General features: G+C 74.3%; 18 protein-coding genes. 7 read left to right on the top strand and 11 right to left on the bottom strand.

Annotation, left to right across the window (positions count from 1 at the left end):
* Positions 1 to 128: 128 nt before the first annotated feature.
* The 4 genes from ACZ7IF_RS06660 to ACZ7IF_RS06645 all read right to left on the bottom strand — a co-directional run bounded on the left by ACZ7IF_RS06660 (position 129) and on the right by ACZ7IF_RS06645 (position 4,039).
* Positions 129 to 353, bottom strand: a complete 225-nt coding sequence (locus ACZ7IF_RS06660; protein ID WP_470964090.1) for a DUF6213 family protein — start codon at positions 351 to 353, stop codon at positions 129 to 131.
* 70 nt (positions 354 to 423) lie between these two features.
* Entirely contained in the window at positions 424 to 2,544 is a 2,121-nt protein-coding gene (locus ACZ7IF_RS06655) for a xanthine dehydrogenase family protein molybdopterin-binding subunit (RefSeq protein ID WP_470964087.1), read from the bottom strand.
* Positions 2,545 to 2,561: 17 nt separating this feature from the next.
* Entirely contained in the window at positions 2,562 to 3,551 is a 990-nt protein-coding gene (locus tag ACZ7IF_RS06650) for an FAD binding domain-containing protein (protein WP_470964084.1), read from the bottom strand.
* Positions 3,548 to 4,039 (bottom strand): (2Fe-2S)-binding protein, encoded by a 492-nt coding sequence (locus ACZ7IF_RS06645; protein WP_470964082.1) that lies wholly within the window; start codon positions 4,037 to 4,039, stop codon positions 3,548 to 3,550. Before ACZ7IF_RS06645 ends, ACZ7IF_RS06650 begins: the two co-directional genes overlap by 4 nt.
* A gap of 157 nt (positions 4,040 to 4,196) precedes the next feature.
* Here ACZ7IF_RS06645 and ACZ7IF_RS06640 point away from each other — a divergent pair, with 157 nt between their 5' ends.
* The gene (locus ACZ7IF_RS06640) at positions 4,197 to 4,400 is read left to right on the top strand and encodes a CsbD family protein (RefSeq protein ID WP_470964079.1); all 204 of its coding nucleotides are present in this window, start codon (positions 4,197 to 4,199) and stop codon (positions 4,398 to 4,400) included.
* 101 nt (positions 4,401 to 4,501) lie between these two features.
* On the opposite strand, the gene ACZ7IF_RS06635 is transcribed toward ACZ7IF_RS06640, so the two are convergent.
* From ACZ7IF_RS06635 to ACZ7IF_RS06615, 5 genes are read right to left on the bottom strand one after another with little or no spacing between them, the layout of a single operon-like run.
* Entirely contained in the window at positions 4,502 to 5,746 is a 1,245-nt protein-coding gene (locus ACZ7IF_RS06635) for a type III PLP-dependent enzyme (RefSeq protein ID WP_470964076.1), read from the bottom strand.
* On the bottom strand, positions 5,743 to 7,548 hold the full coding sequence (locus ACZ7IF_RS06630; protein WP_470964074.1) for an IucA/IucC family protein: 1,806 nt from the start codon (positions 7,546 to 7,548) through the stop codon (positions 5,743 to 5,745). The genes ACZ7IF_RS06635 and ACZ7IF_RS06630 overlap by 4 nt, the downstream gene beginning before the upstream one ends.
* A complete protein-coding gene (locus ACZ7IF_RS06625) occupies positions 7,548 to 8,867 on the bottom strand; it encodes an MFS transporter (protein ID WP_470964070.1) in 1,320 nt (439 codons plus the stop codon). The genes ACZ7IF_RS06630 and ACZ7IF_RS06625 overlap by 1 nt, the downstream gene beginning before the upstream one ends.
* Positions 8,864 to 10,648, bottom strand: a complete 1,785-nt coding sequence (locus ACZ7IF_RS06620) for an IucA/IucC family protein (protein ID WP_470964067.1) — start codon at positions 10,646 to 10,648, stop codon at positions 8,864 to 8,866. Before ACZ7IF_RS06620 ends, ACZ7IF_RS06625 begins: the two co-directional genes overlap by 4 nt.
* A complete protein-coding gene (locus tag ACZ7IF_RS06615) occupies positions 10,645 to 11,841 on the bottom strand; it encodes an ATP-grasp domain-containing protein (RefSeq protein WP_470964064.1) in 1,197 nt (398 codons plus the stop codon). Before ACZ7IF_RS06615 ends, ACZ7IF_RS06620 begins: the two co-directional genes overlap by 4 nt.
* Positions 11,842 to 12,089: 248 nt before the next feature.
* Here ACZ7IF_RS06615 and ACZ7IF_RS06610 point away from each other — a divergent pair, with 248 nt between their 5' ends.
* A complete protein-coding gene (locus tag ACZ7IF_RS06610) occupies positions 12,090 to 12,950 on the top strand; it encodes a (2Fe-2S)-binding protein (protein ID WP_470964061.1) in 861 nt (286 codons plus the stop codon).
* Between the two features lie 134 nt (positions 12,951 to 13,084).
* Here ACZ7IF_RS06610 and ACZ7IF_RS06605 read toward each other — a convergent pair whose 3' ends face one another.
* Positions 13,085 to 14,101, bottom strand: coding sequence for an ABC transporter substrate-binding protein (locus ACZ7IF_RS06605; RefSeq protein WP_470964058.1), 1,017 nt, complete (start codon positions 14,099 to 14,101; stop codon positions 13,085 to 13,087).
* Between the two features lie 160 nt (positions 14,102 to 14,261).
* Here ACZ7IF_RS06605 and ACZ7IF_RS06600 point away from each other — a divergent pair, with 160 nt between their 5' ends.
* The 3 genes from ACZ7IF_RS06600 to ACZ7IF_RS06590 are packed head-to-tail and all read left to right on the top strand — an operon-like array spanning position 14,262 to position 17,276.
* Complete coding sequence (locus tag ACZ7IF_RS06600) at positions 14,262 to 15,326, top strand: FecCD family ABC transporter permease (protein WP_470964055.1); 1,065 nt, start codon at positions 14,262 to 14,264, stop codon at positions 15,324 to 15,326.
* The gene (locus ACZ7IF_RS06595) at positions 15,323 to 16,435 is read left to right on the top strand and encodes a FecCD family ABC transporter permease (RefSeq protein WP_470964052.1); all 1,113 of its coding nucleotides are present in this window, start codon (positions 15,323 to 15,325) and stop codon (positions 16,433 to 16,435) included. The genes ACZ7IF_RS06600 and ACZ7IF_RS06595 overlap by 4 nt, the downstream gene beginning before the upstream one ends.
* A gap of 1 nt (position 16,436) precedes the next feature.
* Positions 16,437 to 17,276, top strand: a complete 840-nt coding sequence (locus tag ACZ7IF_RS06590) for an ABC transporter ATP-binding protein (protein ID WP_470964049.1) — start codon at positions 16,437 to 16,439, stop codon at positions 17,274 to 17,276.
* A 52-nt stretch (positions 17,277 to 17,328) separates the two neighbouring features.
* On the opposite strand, the gene ACZ7IF_RS06585 is transcribed toward ACZ7IF_RS06590, so the two are convergent.
* The gene (locus ACZ7IF_RS06585; RefSeq protein WP_470964047.1) at positions 17,329 to 18,354 is read right to left on the bottom strand and encodes a phytase; all 1,026 of its coding nucleotides are present in this window, start codon (positions 18,352 to 18,354) and stop codon (positions 17,329 to 17,331) included.
* A 341-nt stretch (positions 18,355 to 18,695) separates the two neighbouring features.
* Between ACZ7IF_RS06585 and katG the strand changes: the two genes are divergently transcribed.
* The gene (gene katG / locus ACZ7IF_RS06580; protein WP_470964044.1) at positions 18,696 to 20,885 is read left to right on the top strand and encodes a catalase/peroxidase HPI; all 2,190 of its coding nucleotides are present in this window, start codon (positions 18,696 to 18,698) and stop codon (positions 20,883 to 20,885) included.
* A 162-nt stretch (positions 20,886 to 21,047) separates the two neighbouring features.
* Positions 21,048 to 22,196: a baeRF2 domain-containing protein gene (locus ACZ7IF_RS06575; protein WP_470964041.1), complete on the top strand. Its 1,149-nt coding sequence runs from the start codon at positions 21,048 to 21,050 to the stop codon at positions 22,194 to 22,196.
* Positions 22,197 to 22,222 lie beyond the last annotated feature (26 nt).

Below are 22,222 nucleotides of genomic sequence, written 5' to 3'. Positions count from 1 at the left end.
ACTGGGGTGTGGGTCCAAACCCGTGCGGTTCTTTTCAAGCTGTCTTCGAAGGGACGGGGGTCCCCGCTGAGCACACGGGGTGAGTGGAAGCAGCCGCCCCCCCCCCCCCCCCCCCCCGCTCCGTACGGCTACTCCGAGGCGCAGCCGATGCACTCGACGTCGATCTGATCGGCGAGCTCGGTCAGTACGTCGGCCAGTTCGGACACCGTCTCCCCGTCGGCCGGCAGCTCGCCCGTCTCGGTGGCGTGCACCCAGTCCTCGGCCAGGCGGCGCAGCAGCGCGGTGACGTGGGCGGCGGGGATCAGCAGACCGCCGTCGTCCGCGGGGAACAGCGGTATCGAGACCTGGATCATGGGACTTCCTCCCGGACGGCTCCTTGACTGCGGCTACCCGCGCTGCGCGAGGACAACCGTGGCCGGCCGCTCAGGTGCCGCCCGGGCCGCCGCCGGCCTCCAGGGCGGCGAGGACCCGGTCGGGGGTGAGGGGCAGTTCGCGGATGCGGACGCCGGTCGCCCGGGCGAAGGCGTTGCCGATGGCGGCGGCCGCGCCGACCGTGCCGATCTCACCGATCCCCTTGCTCCCCATCGGATCGAGGTGCTTGTCGTGCTCGTCGACCCAGTACGCCTCGATGCCGGGCACGTCCGCGTGCACCGGCACGTGGTACGAGGCCAGGTCCCGCGCGGTGAAGTCGCCGTACACCGGGTCCAGCGGGGCGTGCTCGGTGAGCGCCATCCCCAGGCCCATCACCATGCCGCCGACGAACTGGGAGCGGGCCGTCAGCGGGTTGAGGATGCGGCCGGCCGCGAAGACCCCCAGCATGCGCAGCACCCGCACCTCGCCGGACACCGGGTCGACCGACACCTCGGCGAACTGGGCGCCGAAGGCGTGCCGGGCGTACGGCGAGCGCTGCTTGGCGGCGGCCGTGGTGTCGGCGGAGGCACAGAGGCCGCCCTCGGGCACCTTCCCGTCGCGGCGTCCGAGTTTCAGCGCGAGCGCGCGGCAGGCCTCGTGCACCGCCCACCCCCAGGACGCGGTGCCGGAGGAGCCGCCCGCCACCGACGCCTGGGGCAGGCCGGAGTGCCCGACCACGCTCGTCACCCGGTCCGCGGGAACGCCCAGCGCGTCCGCCGCCACCAGGGCCAGGACGGTCCGCGCCCCGGTCCCGATGTCGGTGGCGGCCACCTCCACCCGGTAGGTGCCGTCCGGGAGGGCGTGCGCCAGCGCCTGGGAGGGGGCCACGTAGACCGGGTACGTGGACGCGGCCACGCCCGCGCCGGTCAGCAGGCCGTCCCGGGCCCGGGGCCCGCGGGCCTGCGGCCAGCCGAAGCGCCGCGCGCCCTCGCGCAGGCAGGCCACCAGGTTGCGGCTGCTGTACGGGCGTCCGCTGTCCGGCTCGGCGGCGGGCTCGTTGCGCACGCGCAGCTCGACGGGGTCCACGCCGACGGCGTCGGCGAGTTCGTCCATCGCCGATTCCAGCGCGTACATGCCGGGTGTCTCCCCCGGTGCCCGCATCCACGACGGGGTGGGCACGTCGAGCGGCACCACCCGGTGCGCGGTGAGCAGGTCCGGGGCCGCGTACATGACCCGCGCGGGGACGGCCGCCTGCTCGACGAACTCGCGGATGCGCGAGGTGTGGGTGGTGATCTCGTGCGCGAGGGCCGTGAGGGTGCCGTCGGGCCGGGCGCCGAGGCGCACCCGGTGCAGGGTCGGGGCGCGGTGGCCCACCACGGCGGGCAGGTGGGCGCGGGGCAGCACGAGCTTGACGGGTCTGCCGGTGCGCCGGGCCGCCATCACGGCGAGCACCACGTGCGGGCGGGGCGTGCCCTTGCAGCCGAAGCCGCCGCCCACGTGCTCCGAGTACACGGTGATCCGCTCCTCGGGCAGGCCGAAGAGGGAGGCCAGGACGGTGCGCACGAGCCCGGCCCCCTGGCTGGAGTCGTACACCGTCAGCCGTTCCTCGTCCGCGTCCCAGACGGCGGTGGCCGCGTGCGGCTCCATCGGGTGGTTGTGCAGCGGGGGCACCGTGTACCGGCAGTCGAGGCGGACCGGCGCAGCGGTGTACGCGGCGAGCGCGTCGCCCCGCTCGCGGCGTCCTGGGTAGCCGCCGTTGACCTGCTCGGGCGCGTAGGCGCCGGGGTGCTCCTCGTACAGCCGGACGTCGGGGGCCGCGCCCTCGGCGTCGTACGTCACGGACACGGCCTCCGCGGCGGCCCGGGCGCGTTCCGGCGTGTCCGCGACGGCCAGCGCCACGTACCAGCCGTGGTGGGGCACCCGGGAGTCCTGGAGGACCCGCAGCTCGGGGTCCTCGGCGGGTCCCAGCCGGGGCGCGTCGGCGGCGGTGATGACGGCGGCCACACCGGGCAGCGCCACGGCCGCGGCCGTGTCCACGCCGACCACCCGGCCGACGGCCACGGTGGCGGGCACCGGCCAGGCGTACAGGCAGCCGGGCGGGGTGTGGTCGGCGGCGTAGCGGGCGGCGCCGGTGACCTTCTGGGTGCCTTCCCGCCGGGTCGCGGGTGAGCCGAGCACGGGGGTGCCTTCCATGGTCCGTCCCTTCCTCCTCATCGCGCGGGCCCGGCGAGCCGGCCCAGCACGTCCCGGGCGAGGTTGCGGGCGAGGAGCACCTTGAAGGCGTTGTCGCGCAGCGGACGGGCCGCTTCGAGCTCGGCGTCCACGGCCGCGCGGACGGCTTCGGGCGCGGGGCGCGCGCCCAGCAGGCGCTCCTCGGCCACCCGGGCCCGCCACGGCCGGTGCGCCAGCCCGCCGAAGGCGAGCGCGATCCGGGACACCAGGCCGTCCCGGGTCTCCAGGACCGCCGCCACGGAGGCGAGCGCGAAGGCGTACGAGGCCCGGTCCCGGGCCTTGCGGTACGCGGAGGGCGCGCCGAAGGCTCCGGGCGGCAGCAGGACCGCGGTGACGAGCTCGCCGTGCCGCAGCGTCGTGTCCCGTTCGGGCAGCTCCCCGGGCAGCCGCAGGAAGCCGTCGAGCGGCACCGTGCGGACGCCGTCGGCGCCGGTGACCTCCACCTCGGCGTCCAGCGCGCTCAGCGCCACCGCGAGGTCGGAGGGGTGGGTGGCCACGCAGAGCGGGGAGTGCCCGAGCACGGCGTGTTCGCGGTTGGCGCCGTCGAGCGCCGCGCAGCCGCTGCCGGGGTCGCGTTTGTTGCAGGGCTTGGACACGTCCTGGAAGTAGCCGCAGCGGGTGCGCTGGAGCAGGTTGCCCCCGGTCGTCGCGGCGTTGCGCAGCTGTCCCGAGGCTCCGGACAGCAGGGCCTGGGCGAGGACCGGGCAGCGGGCCCCGGCGAGGGGGTGTGCGGCGAGGTCGGTGCCGCGGACCCCGGCGCCGACGCGCACGCCTCCCGAGGCGGTGGCCTCGACCCCGGCGGGGAGCAGGCGGGCGACGTCCACGAGGGTGTCGGGCCGTTCGACGCCGAGCTTCATCAGGTCGACGAGGTTGGTGCCGCCGGCCAGGTAGGCGGAGCCGGGCCGGCCGCCGTGGGCTTCGGCCGCCTCGGCGAGGCTCGCGGGGCGGACGTAGCGGAAGGGTTTCACGTGATCACGTCCCGTACGGCGTCCACGATCCGCGGGTAGGCGCCGCAGCGGCACAGATTGCCGCTGAGGCGCTCGGCGATGGCCTCGCGGGTCGCCTCCGCGCCCTCCGCCGCCAGCTCGGCGAGCATCCCGACCGCCGAGCAGAGCTGGCCGGGCGTGCAGTAGCCGCACTGGAGGGCGTCCCGGGCGACGAAGGCCTCCTGGAGCGGGTGCGGACGGCCGTCCTGGCCCGCGAGGCCCTCGACGGTGGTGATCCGCGCACCGTCCTGGGCGACGGCCAGCAGCAGGCAGCTGTTGAGGCGCCGGCCGTCGACGAGGACGGTGCAGGCCCCGCACTGACCGTGGTCGCAGCCCTTCTTCGCGCCGGTGAGGTCCAGCCGCTCGCGCAGCGCGTCGAGCAGGGTGGTGCGGTGGTCCAGGTCGAGGGCGTGCCGTTCGCCGTTGACGTGGAGCGTGACCTGCGAGTGCGTGGCCTCCTGGCCGTCCATTGACGAAGCGCCTGCCTCTCGTCGCGGTTCTCCCCATCCCTTGGCGTCTAACCGGCCGGGGGCGCTTCGCAACGCATCGCCGACCGGTTCCACCCGATCGGATTCGGACGGCGGAACCTGGGCAGGCGCCGGGCGAGGCTCTCGAAAGGAGTTCGCCATGGCTGAGAAGGCCAAGGGAAAGATGGACCAGGCCAAGGGAAAGGCGAAGGAGGCCGTCGGCAAGGTCGCCGGCAACGACCGCCTGAAGGCCGAGGGCAAGATGGACCAGGCCAAGGGCAAGGCCGAGGAAGCGATCGGCGAGGCCGACCAGCGCCTGCGCGGAGTCGGTGACTCCCTGCGCGGCCGCCGCCACGGAACCTGACCCCTGGCGCCCCGTACGGCGTGCCCCCGGCCGGTCCTCCGGCCGGGGGCACGTGTGCCTGCGCGGGCACTCCCCCCAGGCTGCCTGTGCGGGCACTCCCCCTAGGCCAGGTCGGCCTGCTCCGCCCGGTCGGACCCCAGGAAGTGGAAGCCGGGCCTCGGGTGCATCAGGAAGTCGTGGTGCGAGATGTTCCAGGCGTAGGCGCCGGCGAGGCCGAAGGCCACTCGGTCCCCCGCGCGCAGGCCGGGTGCCGGCACGTCGCGGGCGAGCAGGTCCTTCGGAGTGCACAGCTGGCCGGTGAGGGTGACCCGCTCCGCGCCGGCGGCGGGCCGGTGCCAGGGGTGGGGCCATCCGTCCACGGGGAGGACGGTGCAGGGCTGGTCGTGGCCCTTGGTGGCGGGGGTGCGCAGGTGGTGGGTGCCGCCGCGGACCACCGCGAACTCCTCGCCGTGGCTGCGCTTGACGTCCAGGACGTCGGTGGCGTACCAGCCGCAGTACGCGGTCAGCGCCCGGCCGGGCTCGATGCGCAGGGTCAGGCCCGGGTGGGCGTCCACGAGCCGGGCCAGGCCCTGGCCGTAGGCCGCCCAGTCGAAGCGGGATTCCGGGTCCGCGTAGTCGACGCTCATGCCGCCGCCCACGTTGACCTCCGTGAGCCCGGCCCCGTGGCGGGCGGCGAGGCCGGTCGCCCAGGTGAGTACGGACTCGGCGACCGCGAGCTGCTCGGGGGCGTCGAGTCCGCTGGCCAGGTGGGCGTGGACGCCCAGCAGGCGCAGCTGCGGGTAGGTGCCGTCGGTGAGCAGGCGCACGGCCGTGTCGGCGTCGGCGGGGTCCAGGCCGAAGGGGGTGGGGCGGCCGCCCATGGCGAGGGAGCTGCCTTCGAGGGAGGCGGCGGCGAGGGGCAGGTTGAAGCGGAGCAGCACTCCCGTGGGGGCCCCGCCGGGGGTGCCGGGGGCGGTGCGGGCGACCAGGTCGGCCAGCATGTGGAGCTCGTAGATGCTCTCCACGTGGAAGCGCTCCACGCCCAGTTCGAGGGCCGTCAGGATCTCGGCGGGGGTCTTGCCGGGGCCGCCGAAGGCCAGGGGGCGGCCCGGCACCGCCTTGGCGACGTGGGCGAGTTCGCCGCCGGAGGAGACCTCGTAGCCGTCGACGTACGGTTCGAGGGCGGCGAGGATCTCCGCCTCCGGGTTGGCCTTGGCCGCGTAGTACAGCTCGACGCGCTCGGGCAGGGCGGCCCGTACGGCGGCGGCGTGCTCGCGCAGGGCCGTCAGGTCGTACAGGTAGGCGGGCAGTTCCGTGGCCGGGAGGCCGAGGGCGCGCTCGCGCACGGCTGCGGTGGGGGCGGTCAACGGGTGCTCCGGGTGTCGTCGGCGTGGGCGTCTTCGGTGTGGCCGGACAGGACCTGCGACAGCACGTCCTCGGTGAGCGGGGAGGCCAGGCGGACGTATCCCGCGTCGCGGTCGGCCTTGCGCTCCCAGCGGGTGAGCAGGTTCGCCTTGGCGGGCAGCGGCACCCCGGCGAGCAGGGCGGCGAGGCGCGGCGGGCAGCCGTACCGGTCGGCGTGCTCCTGGACGGTGGCGCGGACCCGGTTCCACAGGGCGGCTTCGGTCTGCGGGTGCAGGTCGGCGAGGGCGGCGAGCATCTCGGCGACGTGGTTGACCAGGAGGCAGTAGACGACCCGGTCCCAGCCGCGCTGGGCGTCGTACGTCATGGGGCCGGCGACCTCGGGCGGGAGGGCGGCGAGGAGGTCCGCGTGGTGCTCGGGGACGAGCTTGGTTCCTTCGAGGTCGCGGAAGAGGACCTGGGCGGGCATGCCCTCGTCGTCGACGCAGACGACGACGTTCTGCAGGTGCGGCTCCAGGACCAGTCCGTGGTCGAAGTACGCGGACAGGACGGGCGGGACGAGGAGCTTCACGTACGCGGCCCACCAGTCGAGGGCGGCCTGCGGGTCGGTGGTGTCGACGAGGCGGGAGATGTGTCCGGGCCCGGTGGGGTACTCGTCGGCGACGGCGGCGGCCAGCAGCGGGGTGGTGCCGGGCATGAGCCGGGCGAGCAGGCCCTCGCGGACGATGACGCCGAAGCCTTCGAGGAGGGCCCGGTCCGGGGTGCCGTCGGGGCCGGGCAGCGCGATGCTGCGGTAGGCGGGCTCGCGGAGCATGGCGGTGCCGGGGAAACGGGTCTCCAGCTCCTCCAGCACCGGGGCCAGCAGGCGGGTCAGGGCGACCGCGCCCGACAGTTCGTAACTCGCGTTTTTACGCAGGCAGTTGGTGATGCGGACGTTGAGGCTGAACTTCAGGAAGGTGTTCCCGTCGTACAGCGTGCGGACCGAGGCGGTGGCGGCGAAGGGCTCGCCCCCCTCGCCGAGGTCGAGGATGTCGCCGCGTTCGAGCGCCGCCCGCAGCCCGGGGTGCCCGGCGAGCATCTCGTACTGCCAGGGGTGCGCGGGCAGCAGCCGGTAGCCCTCGGGGACCTCGTCGCGGAGGGCGTCGAGCGGCCGGGTCGCGCCGTCCTGGGCGGTCTCCTCGATGACCAGGTGCTCACGCACGGCGAGGTGGCGCAGCCGGAAGGAGGCACCGGTCTCGGGGGCGTACGCGAGCCAGGAGGCGGTGTCGCCGCTGCGGGCCTTGGGGGTGGGGTGGAAGCGGTGGCCGAGGACGAGGGACTGCTCGGACTCCAGGTAGGCGGCGAGCCCGTCGCCGTCGCCGACCGCGGTGTCCGGCGCCGGCCGGCCGGCGCGTACGGCGAGGGCGGCCGACACGGCCTCGTGGCTGGAGGCGATCTGGTCGAGGAACTCCTCGTTGTGCACGTCGGTGCGCAGCGCCAGTTCGTCCTGTACGTACTCGGCGAGGCGGCGCCAGTCGACCTCGGCCCAGCCGTCCTGCTGCCGCTCGCGCACCGGTCCGGTGAAGCGGTGGGCACCCAGCAGCGAGGTGCGGCGCAGCGCGGCGCGGAGCAGCACCCCGCGGCGGGGCAGCCACAGCAGCAGGTGGCCGTCGGCGACGGCGGTCTGGTGTTCCGGTCCGGACAGCTCGCGCAGCAGGCAGTTCAGGAGGGTGTGGGCGACCGCGTCGTCGGCCGTGGGCAGCCCGGCCGGGGAGACGGCGGCACGGGTGGCGACGGGGGCGGCACCGATTGCATCGGTCAGGGACATCAACGGCTCCAGCGGGTGCGGAGAGAGCGGAGGGAACGGTGGTCCAGGGCCGGGGCGGCGGTCGCGCAGACGGTGACCACGGCCACGGCGGTGCCGGTCAGGACGGGCGCGGAGGGCCCGTACAGGCTGTTGCCGGCGGCGGCGGCGAGGCCGGCTACGACGGCTCCGGCCTTGGAGAAGAACTCGATCGAGCCGAACAGTCCGCCGGGGGCGCGGCCCCTGGCGCAGTCGGAGGCCATCACGGAGAGGCAGACCAGGCCGAGGGTGAGGCCCGCGCCCAGCAGCAGGCGGACGGCCGCCAGGGTGGCGAGCGAGTGGGCCAGGCCGTGTCCGGCGAGGCCCAGGGCTATGCAGGCGAAGCCGAGCGCCACGCCGAGGCGGGGGCGCCGGTGGAAGGCCGAGTGGACCCACATCGCGGCGGCGAGGTAGCACAGGTGGGGCAGGGCGAAGAGGATGCCGGAGACCAGCGACGAGGTGCCGGGGATCCGCTCCTCGACGAGGGAGATCAGGTACGGGAAGGAGATGACCGTGGAGAAGACGAAGGCGAACTCCAGGGCGTAGAGGCCGTGCAGGGAGGTGGTGCGCCCGCGGCCGGCCTCCTCGGCGGCTCCCGCGTGCGCCTCCCCGGTGCCGGCCCCGCGTGCGGGCTCCCCGGCTGCGGCCCCGTCGTCCGCTCCGCCGGTGACGGCACCGCGGGGCTCCGCCCGCACGCCGCGGGATTCCGGCAGCGCGGCGATCAGCGCCGCGGCCGTCAGCGGGAGGACGGCGAGCAGGGCGTACTGGCGGTGCGGGGACAGCCAGGGCGAGAGGCTGCCGACGACGATGGGGGCGAAGACCAGGGCGGCGCGTGCGGCGCCCTGCATCAGGGTCAGGGCCTTGGACAGCTGCGGGCCCTCCAGGGCGGCGCCCAGGTAGCCGTTGGAGGCGGCGAAGGTGCCGCCGAGCACCCCCTGGAGTATCAGGGCGAGGGTGAAGGCGGCGATCGAGTCGGCCCAGCCGGCCAGCAGGAAGGACACCGCCAGGCCCAGCTGGGCGCGCAGCAGGAGCCGCTTGCGGCCGAACCGGTCGGCGAGCCGCCCCCAGAAGGGGGCGCCGACGGCGGCGAAGATGGTGGGGACGATGTAGAGCACGCCGGCCCAGCTCGCGTCGCGGTCGCCGAGTTCCGGGAGGATCTCGGTGAAGAAGGGCGGCAGGCCGAGCGCGGCGAAGGAGGCCACGAAGTAGCAGCCGGCCACCGCGTGCACCTGTCTGCGGCCGAGGGCGGGGCGGTGCTCGGGCCCGGCCGGCGCCGCCTCCCGCTGGTCGGTGACGATGCTCATCGCGAACCCTCCGTCCTCAGCAGGTAGTTGGGGCCGGTGGTGTAGTGCTTGTTGATGTCGGCGGCGCCCGAGCGCTCCTTGCTGAGCAGGGTGCCGGCGGTGACCATCGCCTTGACGGGCAGCTCCGGGGCGTCCAGGACGCGGGCGCGCAGTACGGCGCCCGGTTCGCCGGGGGCGGTGCCGAGCCGGCCGGCCGCCTCGGCGAGCCGGTCGCGTACGAGGTCCAGCAGGGCCCCGGCGCCGGCGCGGCCGTGCCGGGCGAGCCCGAACGCGTAGGAACCGGCGCACAGGTGCAGGGTGATGGTGGTGAACAGGTCGGTGAGCGGCCGGTCGTCCTCGCAGAAGGCGCGGGGGTCGTCGAAGCCGAGGGGGGCGTCGGCGCCGAGGGCCGCGCGGACGCGGGCCGCGTGGACGCGCGGGCCGTCGTCGTCCTTGAACAGCAGCCGCAGGCGGGTGTCGCCGGCCGGGTCCCGGTCGAGGACGAGGGAGATGTTCTGCTGGTGCGACTCCAGGGCGGCGCCGTAGCCGAAGAGGGTGGTCTGCCAGTCGAACAGCAGCCGCAGGTAGGCGTCGAGCAGGGCGACCGGGTCGCCGCCGTAGAACCGGTCGGCGAGGTGGTCGATCAGCAGCCGGCCGCCGGGGGCTTCGGCGAGCAGCGCGGCGAGCGGGGTGACGACGGCGTTTTCCAGGCCTGCCGGGTAGCGGCGGCAGAGCGCGGCGAGGAGCTCGTGTCCGGCATGGGCGTAGACGGTCTCGTCGGCGTGCAGGATGACGCCCCGGAACCGCGGTTCGCGTGCGACGACGGCTTCCACGAGGCGCTGGCCCGCGACCCCGTCGGCGAGGAAGCCGGGCCGGATGACGCGGCGGTTGCGCAGGCCCAGGGTGGCGGTGGCCATCGGGACCTTGACGTGCAGGGTGGGGTCCTCGGTGACGGCGACCGTGCGCATGGACAGCGTGGGGACGACGTCGAGGTACGGGCGCTCGGCGAGGACGGCGCGGCCTGCCAGGCCCGCGGCGCTCAGGGCCTCGTCCAGCGGGGCGCCGACGGTGAGCGGGTGGACGGGGAGGGCGAGGTGGCTGCCGTCGAGCCCGGGCAGGCCGAGCGCGGCCGGGGTGGGCCAGACGGAGGGCAGCGCGTCCCGGCCTCCGGCCACCGTGAGGGCGTCCTGCGGGACGGCGATCCAGCGCAGCGCGAACCGCGGGTGGAACTCCGGGGCGTAGGCGCGCAGCTGCTGCTCGTCGAGGCCGGAGCGGCCGCGTGCGGTGGGGTACACCGGGTGGTCGAGGCGTGCGGCGAGGGTGTCGTGGGCGAGCCCGCCCGTGAGGCCGGTCCAGTCGGCGGGGTCGGCGCCGTGGAGGGAGGTCAGGCGGGCGGCGGCCTCGTCGGCGGTGTCGGCGTGCAGCCGCATGGTGGCGAGGGTCTGGCGGCACTCTTCGGCGAAGGCGTCGAAGCCGCCGCGGTCGACGGGGTCGGCGAGCGCGGCGAGCGCTTCGAGGACCTCGTCGTGGGTGGTCAGCTCGCGGCCGTCCGACTCGCGGACGAGCTGCGGCAGCCGGGCGGCGTACGCGCTCTGGTAGCCGTCCTCGACGACCGGGAGGAGCAGGGCGTCGCCGTCCGCGGCGGGCAGCCGCAGCCAGGGGCCGTCGGCGCGGTCGACGGGGGTGGTGCGGGTGCGCAGGCCGACGACGTCCTCCCGCAGGAGGGCGCCGAGGACGCGGAGCAGGAGCTCCGCCTCGGTGGTGCCGGCGGAGGCCGGTGCGGCGGGGGTCGTGGTGGTCACGGGGTGATCTCCCAGCGCTGGGCGGCGAGGAAGTCGGCGACGACGCGGTCGACCGTCTCCTGGTCGGTGTCACGGCCGAGGGCGCGCAGCGCGCCGATGAAGTCGCGGTTGGTGTGGTGGAGCTCGTGCCGCTCCCCCACCGCGCGCAGCGGACGGTAGGTCAGTTCGACCCCGTCCACGACGAGGTCGGCGGCCCCGGGCGCCGCCGTGAGCGTGCCGGCGCTCTTGGCGCAGGGGTTGTCGACGAGGGCGACGCCGTCCGTGCGCGCGCCCAGGTCCTCGGGGAGCGGCTCTCCGAGGTGGGTGCGGAGGACGTGTTCGAACAGCGGGATGTCCAGCAGCTGGGCCAGCATCAGGTCGGCCTGGTCCCCGATGGCCCGGTAGTTCACCTCGATGATGCGGGCGCGGCCGTCGCTGACGACGAACTCGGTGTGGCAGATGCCGAACCCGACGCCGAGGGCGTCGAGCTGGGCGAGGATCTGCTCGACGACCGGCTCGGGGTGGGCGGCGACGAAGGTGCAGCGCTCCTCGATGAAGTAGGGGGGCGGGGACAGCCGGGTCCGGAAGCCGCCCAGGACGTGGCGGATCCGGCCGTCGCCGAGGGTCTCCAGGCTGCACAGGTCGCCGGCCAGGTACTCCTCCACGACCAGCGCGGCCTCCGGCCGGCGGGCCTGGATCGTCTTGCAGCGCAGGACGAGTTCCGCGGGCCCGTCCACCAGCACCACGTCCTCGCTGGCCACGCCTTCCCGGGGCTTGACCACGCAGGGGTAGGGCACGTCCAGGGCGGTGAGGCCGGCCGGGTCCTGGCCGGGGGGCAGTTCCGTGGACCAGACCGCGTCGAGCCCGCTCGCCGCGAGGTGGCGGCGCATCTGGGCCTTGTCCTTCACGCGCAGGGCCGCCCGCCAGTCCTTGGCCGGGAGGCCGAAGTAGTCGGCCGCGAGGGCCGCCTGGGTCTGGAGGTGGTCGCTGTTGGTGAAGACCGCGTGGGGCGCGTGGTGGGTCGATATCCGGGTGATGACGGCGCGGAAGTCGCGTACGTCGCACTCCAGGACCTCCACGTCCGGCGCCACCTCGTGGTGCGCGTCGGGCCGGTCGGTGAGGAGGGTGACCTCGAGGCCGAGTCGAGCGGCGGCGGGGAGGAAACCCTCGGTGACCGAGTCCGTCGGGTTGAGTGCGAGCAGGTACAACCGCATTGGGCTGGAGCCCCTTCCGAGTCCTGAGCTGTGGGCGTGCGTGCGGTGGCTGTTTTCAGGCATGCCGATGCACCGACGGCTTCCGCATCCGGCGGCAAGGTCAGCTTAGGTTAGCCAACCCTTAGCCTCAACTTGCCCTCGGGACACAAGGCCTGACGCGACAGCCATGATCATAAGGCACTGCGTTAAGGTAAGCCTTACCTATTGCCCTCGCACCGGAGCTCCGTGCCTCACATGATCGGGAACCGATGACCGCGCTCCCCCGCACCGTGACCGCCGCCCCGGGCGCCGCCGTCCTGCTCGCACGGACCTACGGGCGCCTCGCGGACCACTGCGCGGCACTCGACCTCCGCGTGGCCGCTGCGGCCACCGCCGCCGCTGGCCCCGGACGGCGCGTCAGCGGCGCCGAAATGGCGGAGGACCCCGACGCCCTGGAGGCCTTCGTCGCGGCCGAGGCCGCCCGCATCCGGGCCGGACACGGGCACGAACCACGGCCCGACGTCGCGGCCTCGCGCGCCCTGCACGACTACCTCTGGTCCGTCGGCCTGCTGATGAGCGGCGCCTGGTACCTGGAGCGGCGCGTCCCCCGGGTCCGCCCGCGCGAGGTGCGCGCGGACCTCGCGACGGGCGCGTTCGAGGTCGTACCGGGCTCCGGGTTCGCCTGCCTGCCGGGCGACCCGGCGGCGCGGCTCGCGGGCGTACGGGTCGTGGCGGACGAGGAGGCGCTGCGCGCCGAGCTGCGCGCGGCCGTCGCCGATCACATGCGGCCGCTGCTGGCGGCCTTCGGGCCGCGGGTGCGGCGCCGGGACCGGGCCCTGTGGGGCATGGCCGTCGACGACCTCGTCTCCGGGATCTGGTACCTGGGCAGCACCCTCGGCCAGGAGGAGCGGGCCGTACGGGAGGCGACCGAGCTGCTCCCGACCGCGATCGCACCCTTCCCCGGCGGCGCCGACTTCAGGCGGCTCACGACCCGTGACGGACGTACGCACCCGACGCGCACCCGGCTCGGCTGCTGCATGTACTACACGCTGGACTCGGCCTTGGCGTGCGCGACCTGTCCCCGGACCTGCGACGCGGAGCGGATCCGCCGCATCGAGGACACCGGCTGAGGCCGCATCGAGGACACCGGCCGAGAAGGACGCCGCCGGCCGGGAACGCCGGCCCGACGGGCGGAAGCCGGACGGCCCCGGCCGCGTACCGAAGTACGCGGCCGGGGCCGTCGGCGTCAGGGGGCCGGCTCCGCCTACTTGGCGGGGTCCACCTGGAAGGCCTTCGCCAGGTCGTCGAGGACGAGGTCCGCGCCCTGGAGGGAGACCGAGGTCATCCAGGTCGCGTCGTCGACCTCGTGGACCTGGTTCTTCTGGACCGCGTTCAGGCGCTGCCACAGCGGGTTGGCCGTGAACTTCTTCTTGCGCTCCTCGCCGCCCGAGAAGCTGGTCACGAAGATGTGGTCGGCGTCGGCCTGCTGGATCTGCTCTTCGCTGATCTCGATGTTGAACTTGGCCTCGTCGCGCTGGTTCTCGGGGCGCGTGAGACCCATGTCGTTCAGGATGATGCCGCTGAAGGTCTTGGGCAGGTAGATGCGCGTCGGGCCGTCGACGAAGCGGACCACCGAGAAGGTGGGCTTGCCGTTGGCGCCGCCGCCCTTGGCGTTGATCGCGTCACCGATCTTCTTGGCGCGCGTCTGGTAGGCCGTCAGCTTGGCCTGGGCCTTCTCCTCCTGACCCAGCGCCTGTCCGAGGAAGGTGACGTTCTCCTTCCAGATCGGGCCCGTGGTCTTGACGAACACGGTCGGCGCGATCTGGCTCAGGCGGTCGTAGAAGTCGGCGTGACGGACCGTCGCCGAGACGATGAGGTCGGGCTTCAGGGCCGCGATCGCCTCGAGGTTGGGGTTGTCGAGCGGGCCGACGTCCTTGGTGTCCTTCACCGCGTCACCGAGGTAGGCCGGGAAGCCCTTCTGGTCACGGTACGCCCCGATGCCGCCCACCAGCGGCGCGTCGAGGGCCACGACGGCCTCGACGAGACTGTTGTCCAGCGCCACCACGCGCTTGGGCTTGGTCTTGACCTCGGTCTTGCCCTTGTCGTGCGTGATGGTCCGCGGGAAGCCCGCCGACTCGGCGGCGGCGGGCTTGGACCCCTCGGCGGCCGGCTTTCCGTCCTCGCTGCCGCCGCCACAGGCGGCCAGCGAGAGGGCCATGGCCGCCGTGAGGACGGCGGCGGCGATCCGGCCCGGCCGGCGACGCTGAGTGAAGCTGTTCATCGGTTCTCAGTTCTCCAGAGGAAGCGCATGCTCAAAGGTGAGGCACTCTTAGGTAAGGCTTGCCTGAGTAAATGCGTGGTGAACAGTAGCGGCTCTTCGTGTCCAAATCCAGGCGGGGCCCGAGGCGCGAATACGGTTAGGCATCCCTTACCTTGTCCTAGTGTCTCTGAAGCCCGTCACCGCCGATGCCGCCGCGGTTCCCGCCCCAGCCGTTCCGCCGCCCCGACGATTTCCGTCCCGGACCCTCGTGCTCACGGTGCTGCTCGCGCTCGTGGCCGCCATGGTGTGCGCCTCGCTGGCGATCGGAACGAAGTCCGTGCCGCTCTCCGACGTCCTGGCCGCGATGGGCGGCAGCGAGGAGGGCGACGCCGTCGTCATCCGCGAACTGCGCATGCCCAGAACCTTCCTGGGGCTGCTGGTCGGCATCGCGCTGGGCGCCGCGGGCGCGGTGGCCCAGGACATCACCCGCAACCCGCTGGGCGATCCCGGCCTCATCGGCATCAGCGCCGGCGGCTCGTTCGCGGTCGCCGCGAGCATCGGCGTCCTGGGACTGACGAGTTCGTACCAGTACATCTGGTTCGCCTTCCTCGGCGGCGCGTTGGCCGGACTCATCGCCTACGCCGTCGGCGGCACCGGCTACGGCGGTGCCACCCCCGCCAAACTCGCCCTGGCCGGCGCGGCCGTGACCGTCCTGCTCGACGCGGGCACCAACACCCTGGTGCTGATGGACGTCCGCACCCTGGACCAGTACCGGTTCTGGGCGGTGGGCTCCCTGGCCGGCCGCGACGCCCAACTGGGGACGGAACTCCTTCCGTTCGTCGTCGTCGGACTCGCCCTCGCCCTCGGCCTGAGCGGCCGGCTCAACGCCCTTGCCCTCGGCGACGACCTGGCCAGCTCCCTCGGCACGCCGGTGAGGTCCACCCGCGCCCTGGGCGCGCTGGCGGTGGTCCTGCTGACCGGTGCGGCCGTCGCCGCCGCCGGTCCGGTGACCTTCGTCGGCCTCGTCGTCCCGCACGTCGTACGGGCCTTCACCGGGCCCGACGCCCGCTGGCTGGTGCCGTGTTCGGCGCTGGGCGGCGCCTCGCTGATGCTCGCCGCGGACGTGGTGGGCCGTATGGTCGCCCGGCCCGGCGAGCTGGAGGCGGGCGTGGTGACCGCGCTGCTCGGCGCGCCGTTCCTCGCGCTGCTGGTCAAGCGCGGCAAGCTCAAGGAGCACACCCGATGAGCGCGACGAGTACGGCCGCCGGCCCGGCGGCCGGGAAGGTCCGCCCGAAGTCCGCGCGCCGGCTGAGGTTCGAGGCCGGGCCCATCGGCGTGTCCGTGCGTCCCCGGGTCGCGCTCGTCGTCGTCGCCCTCGTGGTGACCGGCTTCGCGGGCCTGATCGCCTCCGTCTCGCTGGGCACCTTCGCGATCCCGGTCGGCGACGTACTGGCCGCCGTGCTGGGTACGGGCTCCGGCTCCGCCGACCTGATCGTCCACCAGCTGCGCCTGCCGCGCGCCCTGACGGCCCTGCTGGTGGGAGCCGCGTTCGGGCTGGCCGGGGCGGTGTTCCAGGCCGTCACCCGCAACCCGCTGGCCAGCCCCGACCTGATCGGCATCGCGGCCGGCTCCGGGGCGGGCGCGGTCAGCGCCATCCTCATCGGCGGGGTCACCGCGGCGGGCGCCGGCACCTTCGCGGCGGTCCCGTTCGGGGCACTCGCGGGCGCCCTGCTGACCGCGACGGCCATCTACCTGCTGGCGTACCGGGACGGCACCATCACCGGCTACCGCTTCGTGCTCGTCGGCCTCGCCGCGAACGGCGCCCTGATGGCGCTGACCCGCTGGATGCTGGCCCGCGCCGACATCGACCAGGCCTCCCGCGCCATGGTGTGGCTGACCGGCAGCCTCAACGGGCGCGGCTACGAGCACGTCCAGTGGGCCGGTCTGGCCCTGGCCGTACTGCTGCCGCTGACGCTCGCGCTGGCCCGCCCGTACCAGCTGCTCCAGTACGACGACGACACCGCGCGGAGCCTCGGCATCCCGCTGCGGCACTCGCGGATCGTGCTGCTGGTCCTCGCCACCTGCCTGACCGCGCTCGCCGCCTCGGCGGCCGGACCGATCGCCTTCATCGCGCTGGGCGCCCCGCAGATGGCCAGGCGGCTCGCCGGCACCGCCGGGATCCCGCTGATCACCAGCGCGCTGACCGGAGCCGTCCTGCTCATCCTGGCCGACCTCGGGGCGCGCACCGCCCTCGCCCCGACCGAGCTGCCCGTCGGCGTGCTCACCGGCGCCATCGGCGCCCCGTACCTGCTGCTGCTACTCGCCCGTACCAACCGGGCCGGAAAGGGAGGCTGACATGACCGCCCCGCTGACCGAGACCCAGCCGACCGGCACCGCTCCCGCCGCGCTCACCGCGGCCGGGCTGCGGCTGGGGTACGGCGAACGGATCGTCTCCGAGGACCTCGACCTCGACATCCCGGCCGGGAAGGTCACCGCCCTGGTCGGCCCGAACGCCTGCGGGAAGTCCACCGCCCTGCGGGCCCTGGCCCGGCTGCTCAAGCCGGCCGGGGGCGCCGTCCACCTGGACGGGGAGGACATCGCGGGCCTGTCCGCACGCGAGTTCGCCCTGCGGCTCGCGCTGCTGCCGCAGACCCCCAGCGCCCCGGACGGCATCTCCGTGCGCGACCTGGTGGCCCGGGGCCGCACCCCGCACCAGCGGTGGTGGCGGCAGTGGTCCTCGTCCGACGAGGCGGCGGTGGACGCGGCCCTGGCGGCGACGGGCTCGCTGGAACTGGCGGCCCGTTCCATCGACGAGCTGTCGGGCGGCCAGCGCCAGCGCGTGTGGATCGCGATGGCGCTGGCCCAGCAGACGCCGGTACTGCTGCTGGACGAGCCGACGACCTACCTGGACCTCGCCCACCAGGTCGACGTCCTGGAACTCGTCGCGGAGCTCAACCGCGCCGAGGGCCGCACGGTGGTCATGGTCCTGCACGAGCTCAACCTGGCGTGCCGCTACGCCGGGCACCTCGTCGCGATGCGCGACGGCCGGGTCGTGGCCGCCGGACCGCCGTCGCAGATCGTCACCCCGGACCTGGTGCACGAGGTCTTCGGCCTGCGCGCGGCCGTCATCGAGTGCCCCGTCGCCGGGACGCCGCTGGTCATCCCGGAGGGCGGGCGGCGCAGCGAGATCGTCTGACCCCGCCCCCGGGGGGGGCGGGCGCCGGCGGGGACGCCGGCGCCCGCTCCGGTCAGCCGACCTGGGCGGTGACGCGCTGGAGCGGGACGAACTTGAAGTTCTGGTTCCCGCTGCTGCCGGGGGCTCCGTTGGAGCCGTCCTGGCAGACGAAGACGCCCTGCGGGAAGGCCGGGCCCAGGTTGGCCGCGGTGGCGTCGATGCCGTCGGTGTCCTCGCAGTCGTCGGCGGCGGTGCCGTTCGCGACGGAGAAGCGGCCGAGGTAGGCCCGGGTGGTGCGGTCGTAGACGGTGAAGTCGTCGCTGCCCTGGGAGGACACGTAGATCCGGTTGCCGGCGGCCGTGATGCCCTCGGTGTCGGCGGTGATGTGGCCGCCCGGGCCGGTGGAGTCGAGCTTGGTGCGGCCGGTCCCGGCGGTGGGCTCCGCGCCGTACACCCACACGCCGACGTCCTCCTCGCCGAGGTAGAGCTTGCCGGTGGTCTCGTCGGCGTAGCAGCCCTCGACGGCGGAACCCGCGTCCCACAGGCGCACGGAGGTCGCCGTCACCGCGTCCCCGTTGACGGCGAGCTCCCACTGCTCGACGCGGCCGGAGGTGGAGTTGGGGAAGGCGTACAGCTTGCCGGAGGCGGGTGAGGCGTAGAGGCAGACGCCGTGCGCGGTGACCTCGGTGGGCACGTCCTTCAGCCACTTGAGCCGCCGGGTCGCGGGGTCTATGCGGTAGACGTGCATGGCCCCGTTGCCGCCCGCGGCCTCGTCGTCCGCCGAGACGACGATGTCGCCGCGCACGTCGACGTTGTTCCCGTAGTCGCCGCTGATCCGCTGGATCCGGGCGCCGGTCATGTCGTAGACCTCCAGCGCGCCCTTCTTGTCCGTGCCGACGACCACCGACTTGGCGGGGTCGGTCGGGTGGACCCAGATCGCGGGATCGTCCGCGGCGTCGCCGCTGTGCGAGACCGGGGCGGTTTCCACGGTGGCGGTGACGGACACGGCCGCCGCGTGCGCCGGAGAGGCCGGCAGGGCCAGGACGGCCAGGACCGCGGCGGGCAGTGCGACGGCGCGGACAGAGACGGTGGAGGACACCGGATTCCCCTCGGTCGGGTGATGGACAGGGGGAGGCTAGGGAGGCCCGGCGAGCAGCGCGTGAACGGGAGTTGAACCGGCCCGCCCGTTCGCGGGCCGGGGGCGACCGCTGCGGCTCCTCCACGGCCCGCGGACGGCGGGCCGCTCTCGTCCGCCCCGCGGTCGGGACCGCGGGGCGGCAGTCGCCTTCTGCCCGGCGGCCCGTCCCCCAAACCGGTGCCCGGATCGTGCGGATGTGCCCTGCGTGTTCTCTTAGCGGTGCGGACCACAGTGCGCGACCATACGGACGCCGAGAGCAACCAGCCGCAGGTGGAGACACCGAGACAGGAAGAAGGACAGACGTGTCCGGCAGCGAAAGCGAGAACCCCGCAATCCCCTCCCCGGCCGCCGCGCCGCCGCGCCCCAGGACGAACCGGGACTGGTGGCCGAACCAGCTGGACCTCCAGGTTCTCCACCAGCACTCGCCCCGGTCCAACCCGATGGGCGAGGACTTCGACTACGCGAAGGAATTCGCGGGCCTGGACGTCGAGGCCCTCAAGCGGGACGTCTTCGAGGTGATGACGGCCTCGCAGGACTGGTGGCCCGCCGACTACGGCCACTACGGCCCGCTCTTCATCCGGATGAGCTGGCACGCGGCGGGAACGTACCGGATCGCCGACGGCCGGGGCGGCGGCGGTTCCGGCGCGCAGCGCTTCGCCCCCCTCAACAGCTGGCCGGACAACGCGAGCCTCGACAAGGCGCGCCGCCTGCTGTGGCCGGTCAAGCAGAAGTACGGCCGGAAGGTCTCCTGGGCCGACCTCCTGGTCTTCGCCGGGAACTGCGCGATGGAATCCATGGGTTTCAAGACGTTCGGATTCGGATTCGGACGGGAGGACATCTGGGAGCCGGAGGAGATCTTCTGGGGTCCCGAGGACACCTGGCTCGGGGACGAGCGCTACAGCGGTGACAGGGAACTCACCGGCCCGTTCGGCGCCGTGCAGATGGGGCTCATCTACGTCAATCCGGAGGGGCCGAACGGAAATCCGGATCCCGTCGCCGCCGCCAAGGACATTCGCGAGACGTTCGGGCGCATGGCGATGAACGACGAGGAGACGGTCGCCCTGATCGTGGGCGGGCACACCTTCGGAAAGTGCCACGGCGCGGTCGATCCCGAGTACGTCGGTCCGGAGCCCGAGGCCTGCCCGATCGAGCAGCAGGGCCTCGGATGGACGAACTCGTGCGGCTCCGGCAAGGGCGTCGACACCATCACCAGCGGGCTCGAAGGCGCGTGGACGACCGAGCCGACCAAGTGGGACAACGGCTATCTGGACAACCTCTTCCGCTACGACTGGGAACTGACGACGAGCCCGGCCGGCGCCAGGCAGTGGACCCCGAAGGACCCCGCGGCCCAGGGCACGGTGCCCGACGCCCACGACCCGTCGAAGCGGCACGCGCCGATGATGCTGACGACGGACCTCTCGCTGAAGGTGGACCCCGTCTACGCGCCGATCGCGAAGAGCTTCCACGAGAACCCGGCCAAGCTCGCGGACGCCTTCGCCCGTGCCTGGTACAAGCTGCTGCACCGCGACATGGGGCCCGTCTCGCGCTACCTCGGTCCCTGGATCCCCGAGCCGCAGCTGTGGCAGGACCCGGTCCCCGCCGTCGATCACGAGCTGGTCGGGGACGCGGAGATCGCCGACCTCAAGGCCCGGGTCCTCGGCTCGGGGCTGTCCGTCTCCCGGCTGGCCGCCGCCGCCTGGGCCGCGGCCGCGTCCTTCCGCGGCACCGACATGCGGGGCGGCGCCAACGGCGGCCGGATCCGGCTCGCGCCGCAGAAGGACTGGGAGGTCAACGCCGGGGCCGAGGTGGCCGAGACGGTGGCGGCCCTCGACCGGATCCGGCAGGACTTCAATGCCGCGCAGACCGGCGGGAAGAAGGTGTCCCTCGCCGACCTGATCGTCCTGGGCGGCTGCGCGGCCGTCGAGAAGGCCGCCAAGGACGCCGGGCACACGGTCGCGGTCCCGTTCGCGCCGGGGCGTACGGACGCCTCCCAGGAGCAGACCGACGTGGAGTCCTTCTCGGTGCTCGAACCCAGGGCGGACGGGTTCCGCAACTACCTCCGGGCGGGCGAGAAGCTGCCGCCGGAGACCCTCCTGCTGGACCGGGCCAACCTGCTGACGCTGACCGCGCCGGAGATGACGGTGCTGACGGGCGGCATGCGGGCCCTGAACGCCGGATTCAAGGGGTCCCCGCACGGGGTCCTCACCAGCCGGCCGCAGACGCTGACCACCGACTTCTTCGTGAACCTGCTGGACATGGGAACGGAGTGGACGGCCTCGGCCTCGGACGAGAACGTGTTCGAAGGCCGGGACCGCGCCACGGGCAAGGTCAGGTGGACCGCGACCGCGGTCGACCTCGTCTTCGGCTCGCACTCCCAGCTGCGGGCCCTGTGCGAGGTCTACGCGTCGCAGGACGCGGGCGAGAAGTTCGTACGCGACTTCGTGGCGGCGTGGGACAAGGTCATGACCCTCGACCGGTTCGACCTCGCGTGACCGAGGGCCCGGCCGCGTGACCGACCGGCCGGCCGTCCGACCCCGCCGTCCCGGCCGGCCCCAGCCGGCCGGCCGGGACCCGGGCCGGCGGGCATGCGCCCGGCGGGCGGCGCATCCTGGAGGAGGACCTCGCAGGCCTTCCTGAACCCCTTGGGGGACGTCATGGAACTCGGCTTCCTCAAACCCCTCTTCTCCCGCCCCGGCCCCTGGGCCTCGGTGTACGTCGAGGGCACCCGCGCGACCGAGGACGCGCAGCGGATCCGGGCACTGCGCGAGCGTGCCGTCGCCGCACAGCTGATCGACGCGGGCGCCGACGCCTACACCGTCCGGGCCGTGGTGAACCGGCTCCTCGGCGAGCCGGTCAGCGGGGCGCCGCCCGGCCGGGCGCTGTTCGCCTCAGGCGCCGAGGTCCTCCTGGACGTCCCGCTCGCAAGGGCACCGGCGGCCACCGAGGCGACCTGGTCGGTGCTGCCGCACATCGCCCCGCTGGCCGGGCTGCGCGGCGAGGAGCCGGCCTGCCTGGTGGCGTACGTCGACCGCGCCGGCGCCGATCTGGAGCTGCGCGACGGCCCCCGCCGTCAAGCCCTGGGCCGGACGGCGGGCAGCCAGGAGCAGGACCACGGGCACCGCGGCGTGCCGGCGGACCGGTACGAGTGGCACTACCGGAACCGGGTCGAGAACGCCTGGAACGAGACGGCCGACGCCATCGCCGCCGAGCTGTCCCGGCAGTGGCCCGGGAGCGGCGCCGGTCTGCTGGTGCTCGCCGGCGATGCCCGGGAGCGCCGGGCCGTCCACGCCCGGCTGCCCGAGCGGATGCGGGCGGTGGCCGTCGAGGCCGACGCCGGCGGGCGCTCGCCGGGGGCCTCCCGGGACGCCCTCGACCGCGAGATCGCGCGGGTGTGCGAGGGCTTCGCCCGCGAGCGGCTGGAAGCCGCCCTGGAACGGTTCCGCATCGGCCGGGGCCGCCCCGGCGAGCACCGGGAGTCCACGGTGGACACCGGCCCGGGCCAGGCGGCCGAGGGCATGCCGGCGGTGGTGGACGCCGTACGCAGCCACCAGGCGGCGACGCTGCTGCTGGGGCCGGAGGGCTCCGACGCGGGGCGCGAGGTGTGGATCGGTCCCGGCGTGGACCAGGTCGCGGTGCAGCGCGGCCAGGCGCAGGCGATGGGCGTCGACAAGCCCGTACGGGCGCGCGCGGACGACGCGCTGCTGCGCTCCGCGGCGGCGGCCGGCTGCGAGGTGCTCGCCGTACCGGCGGGCATGCCGGGCCCGGCGGGCGGGCTGGGGGCGGTGCTGCGCTGGACGGTGTGAGGGGCGGGGGCAGCCGCCGCCCGCGG

The organism is Streptomyces sp. NPDC037421 (assembly GCF_055602105.1).
This window is presented reverse-complemented; position numbering and strand designations above follow the sequence as displayed.